This window comes from Streptomyces corynorhini, assembly GCF_003346515.1.
GTDB lineage: Bacteria > Actinomycetota > Actinomycetes > Streptomycetales > Streptomycetaceae > Streptomyces > Streptomyces corynorhini.
This window is the reverse complement of the sequence record NZ_QQNA01000399.1, coordinates 1-4,535: the sequence shown is the minus strand read 5'-3', so window position 1 is coordinate 4,535 and position 4,535 is coordinate 1. Positions and strand designations below refer to the sequence as shown.

Annotated in this window: 4 protein-coding genes and 1 pseudogene; 1 reads left to right on the top strand and 4 read right to left on the bottom strand. The window is 70.8% G+C overall.

Features of this window, described 5'->3' with window-relative positions; all coding sequences use genetic code 11:
- Nucleotides 1-67: 67 nt before the first annotated feature.
- The 4 genes and pseudogenes from DVH02_RS33450 to DVH02_RS33435 form a co-directional block, all read right to left on the bottom strand.
- Nucleotides 68-928, bottom strand: coding sequence for a hypothetical protein (locus DVH02_RS33450; RefSeq protein WP_233518619.1), 861 nt, complete (start codon nucleotides 926-928; stop codon nucleotides 68-70).
- A gap of 239 nt (nucleotides 929-1,167) precedes the next feature.
- Nucleotides 1,168-1,803 (bottom strand): annotated as a pseudogene (locus DVH02_RS33445) (CatB-related O-acetyltransferase); the annotation flags it as partial.
- A gap of 203 nt (nucleotides 1,804-2,006) precedes the next feature.
- Nucleotides 2,007-2,927, bottom strand: coding sequence for an SDR family oxidoreductase (locus DVH02_RS33440; RefSeq protein ID WP_233518618.1), 921 nt, complete (start codon nucleotides 2,925-2,927; stop codon nucleotides 2,007-2,009).
- A 334-nt stretch (nucleotides 2,928-3,261) separates the two neighbouring features.
- Entirely contained in the window at nucleotides 3,262-3,669 is a 408-nt protein-coding gene (locus DVH02_RS33435; RefSeq protein ID WP_114627592.1) for a hypothetical protein, read from the bottom strand.
- Between the two features lie 195 nt (nucleotides 3,670-3,864).
- Here DVH02_RS33435 and DVH02_RS33430 point away from each other — a divergent pair.
- The coding region (locus DVH02_RS33430; protein ID WP_147286198.1) for a sigma-70 family RNA polymerase sigma factor at nucleotides 3,865-4,535 on the top strand (671 nt) is incomplete at its 3' end.

Here is a 4,535-nt window from a genome sequence, read left to right as displayed (position 1 = left end):
CACCCGCACCGTCACAGTCCACCCACCCGCAGGGCCCCCCACCCGCACAGCCGATTCAACCGGCCCGTCACCAGCCGCCTTCGAAGAGGGCAAGGAGTCCTGGCGCCGGGTCTGCCGCGTTGGTCGTGTTCGCCACGGCGACCACGATGAGTGCCAGGGACAGCAGCGCCGTGAGAGCACCGAACGCGCCCAGCACGCGCCTCGTGCGCCCGTCGGACGGCGCCGTTGCCGCGAACCTCTTCCACAGCAACGCGCTCATACCGATCAGGAGGGCCGCCACGGTCGTGGCGATCACGGCCATCGCCACGTGATAGAGCGAGTAGTCGCTGATCATCAGCCCCAGCGCAGGCGGCGTGTGGCCGCCCGTCGGTGAATCGGCCAGTCCCTGCCTGACCTGGGCGAGCGTACTGGACAGCTCCCCGTCTGCCGTGCCGCCCATCAGCATCGGAAACAACGAGGTGAAGGGCGCTGTCGCGCCCTGGATGTTGGCCATCACCACCACCAGCGCGAACAGCGCCAGCGCCGTGACCAGCGTGGCGGCCGACGCCAGTGCGGCCCGTCCTCTCGCCGTGCTGCCGCCGGCCCGCAGGAACGCCCGCCAGAGCGGAACGCCCAGCGCGACGAGCACGATCAGCAGGATCGCGGCGATGGCGGCCTTCGCCAGGTGGTAGCGGAACCAGTAGTCCACAACGCTCCGCACCCCCGGGGAGAGATCCCGGTGTCCAGAACTCCAGTACGCGACGAACGACTCCCGGAAAGCCCCGCCGAGTTGGTGTCTGGCGACGAAGTCGCCGTCCGGGCCCCCTGCCGCGAGGCGGCCGGGCGCCAGGACGAAGAGAGGGACGAGAGCGGCGGCCAGGGCAGTGAGAAACGCGAGTGTGCGACCCGGGATATCTGCGGATCTCGACGGAGCTGCGGGGCTGTACAAGGAAGTTCCCTCGGTTCGACCGGTGATTCGTGATCGGCGGGTTGGCACGCCGTGGCCATGCCGGTCACCACCCTGTCGCACCGGCCCGCGCCCGGTCACTGAGGGACGCCGGATACTTGGGGTGGGGATTTCCCCACCCCAAGCGCGTCCTACGAAGCACCTCCATGCCCGTGCCCGTGCCCGTGCTCGTGCTCGTGCCCTTGCCCGTACCCCTGCACGGCAGCGGCAGCGGCGGCAGCAGCACGAGCAGCAGCTTCGAGGTCGGCGATGCTGCCCGACATGATCGTCCGTACATGAGCGGTGATGCGCTCCGGGGACCAGTCCCACCAGGCCACGGCCAGCAGCCGGGCAACGTCCTCGTCGCTGTAGCGGGTACGGAGGAGGCGGGCCGGGTTGCCCCCGACGATGCCGTAGTCCGGCACATCGGCGGTGACCACGGCGCCCGCGCCGACGATCGCGCCGTGTCCGATCCGTACGCCGGGCATCACCGTCGCGCCGTACCCGAACCACACATCGTGGCCGACGACGGTGTCCCCCCGGTCCGGCAGGCCGGTGAGCAGGTCGGCGTGGTCGGACCACGAGCCGCCCATGGTGGGGAAGGGGAAGGTCGAGGGGCCGTCCATACGGTGGTTGGCGCCGTTCATGAGGAACCGTACTCCGGTGCCCAGCGCGCAGAACTTGCCGATGACGAGCCTCTCGGGCCCGTAGTGGTAGAGGACGTTGCGCGTCTCGAACGCGGTCGGGTCGTCCGGGTCGTCGTAGTAGGAGTACTCCCCCACCTCGATCAACGGGGACGTCACGAGCGGCTTGAGCAGTACCACCCTCGGCTGCTCGGGCATGGGGTGGAGCACCGTCGGGTCGGCGGGCAGCGGCATGGCGGGCAGTCCCTCATCGGTTGCGGGTCGGTCGGCGTTCCGACCCATGATCGCCCTCATCCGGCGATCCCCCCGCCGCGCCCGCCCGCTGCCGGTACCCGCCGAACCGGCACCGGACCGGCACCGGACCGGCACCGGACCGGCACCAGCCCGTCGGCCGGGTCCGCTCGGCGGGTAGCGGATCGTCGTGAGGTCCGCTCGGATCAGCGGTAGCCGGTGACGTCGGCGGGCTTGCCCGGTCCCTGGACCTCCGTCAGGTAGCGGAACGCGTCCGGGCGGCTGCCGTCACGGTCGGTGAAGCCGTAGACCTGGGCGAGTCCGCCGCTGGACAGCGACTGTCCGTTCCAGCGGCTCACCTCCGGATCGGCGGCCAGCGCGGCGACGGCCCGTCCGACGTAGAACGGCGTCTCGGAGACGGCGAAGTGCGGCTCGCGCTCCACCGCGTCGTACCACGACGCCTCGGTCACACCGAAGTGTTCGAGCATGATCTCCGAACGCATCCATCCCGGTGTCAGCGCCACCGCCGTGGCACCGCGCGGCCGGAGTTCGTGGCCCAGGGCGAACGCCATGCGCAGGACGGACGCCTTGGCAAGGTCGTAGAAGAAGGAGACGCGGTAGGTGTCCTGGTTGTACTCGGCCGTGCCGTCCGTCATCTCGACCACCAGGCCGCCCTCGCCGCGCAGCAGGAGCGGGAGGGCGTGGTGGCTGGTCACGGCATGGGTCTCCACCGCGAGCCGGAGCAGCCGCAACCCCTTGTCAAGATCCTGCTCCCATACGGGGGTGTCCGCCTCGAAGAGGAGTTCGCCGCCCCAGATGTCGTTCACCAGGACGTCCAGCCTGCCCTGTTCGGCCTCGATACGCCGTACCAGGGAGGCGACCTGAGAGGGGATCAGGTGATCCGTGGGGACGGCGATGCCTCGGCCGCCCGCGCCGGTCACCAGGTCGGCGGTGTCCTCGATCGTCTCGGGCCTGTCGTACTCGGAGCGCCGCTCCCGCGTACTGCGGCCCGTCACGTACACGGTGGCACCCGCGGCTCCCAGCTCGACCGCGATACCCCGCCCGGCCCCGCGCGTCGCCCCGGCGACGAGGGCGACCTTGCCCTCCAGCGTTCCCGCTCCGGACACCGCTCCGGACACCGCTCGGGACACCACTCCCGGCGCCGTTTCCGACACCGTTTCCGACGCCGTTTCCGACGCCGCTCCCGACACAGCTCGCAACTCCGCGGCCGATACCGATACTTCCGACATTCGCGCATCCTTCCCCACTCGCACGCCACGCGCGCCGACGCCCACCGGTAGGGCGCCGACACGATGGTCACGCAGATACCGGACACCTTCTGTCGTATTTTCCGCGAGACCGACGCGCACCGCGATCGACGGAAGGACCCCGGCCCACCACCTTGCCGCCGGAGTCCAACGGCGGAACTGCCGCCGGAGTCCGACGGCAGAGCGCGTGCGGCTACGGCCGGGGGCCGGAGCGCGCCCGCTCACGGGTGGCGAGCGTTCGGCCCAGCGCCAGCAGGCTCAGGCCGAACATCAGCACACCCAGCGGAACATGGAGCGACGGCATGCGCGCGATGCCCAGCACCACCTGCGCCGAAGCGAGTACGAGGAAGCCGGACGCGTACAGGATGGGGCGTGGCGACCCGCCGCCCGGCCGCCACGCCAGGATCGCGGCGAGCACGTACAGCATCGACGCGCCGTACATCACGCGCGCCCCGATGCCGTGCAGCAGCTCGCCGTGGGACGAGGACAGCAGCAGTCCGGCGGTGACCGCCTGGAAGAAGAGCGCCACCGTCTGGAGAGCGATCGCGATCTGCGGGAAAGTGAAGCCGCCCTGTTCTGCCGTCGTCCGTGGAGTAGCCATGACGCGGTCCCCCCTCTGATGTGCCGCCTCGCGGCGGCGGATCGGTACTGTTCCCGTACTCCGACGACGCGGGCCCACGAAATGTGAGGCGGGGCACGGAAACGGACAGGACGAGTACGGGACACATGCGGGACGCGTAACGGGACGCCTACGGGACGCCTACGGGACGAGAAGAAGCCCAGGGAGCGGTCGACCATGAACACCCCCACCCGGCCGGACCTGAGCACGGTTGTCGGCGAGCGGCCTCAACTGTTGAATCTCGCCTACCGGTTGCTCGGTTCGCTGGCCGAGGCCGAGGACGCCGTGCAGGAGACGTACACCCGCTGGTACGCGATGTCGCGGCCGCGGCGGGAGGCCGTCGAGTCGCCCGGTGCCTGGCTGACGACGGTGGCGGGCCGCGTCTGCCTGGACATGCTCGGCTCGGCGCGGGCCCGGCGCGAACGGTACGTCGGTGAATGGCTGCCCGAGCCGCTGCCCGACCGTACGGAGTGGCTGGGCGGGCGGACGGGCGGCGGCATGGCCGATCCCCCGGACCCCGCCGACCGGATCACGCTGGACGAGTCGGTGAACATGGCCTTCCTCGTCGTGCTGGAGTCGATGACACCGGCCGAACGCGTGGCCTTCATCCTGCACGACGTCTTCCGCTACCCCTTCGCCGAGATCGCGGAGATCGTCGGCCGGACGCCCGCGGCCTGCCGCCAGTTGGCGTCATCCGGCCGTCGGCGCATTCGTGCCGCGCGGACGACGGCGGTTGCGACCACCGGGCGTTCCGAATCTTCCGCGCCTTCCGGACCCACCAGACCGTCCGGACCGTCCAAATCCGGCGGACCCACCGGACCGACCAGACCGACCGGACCGACCGGACC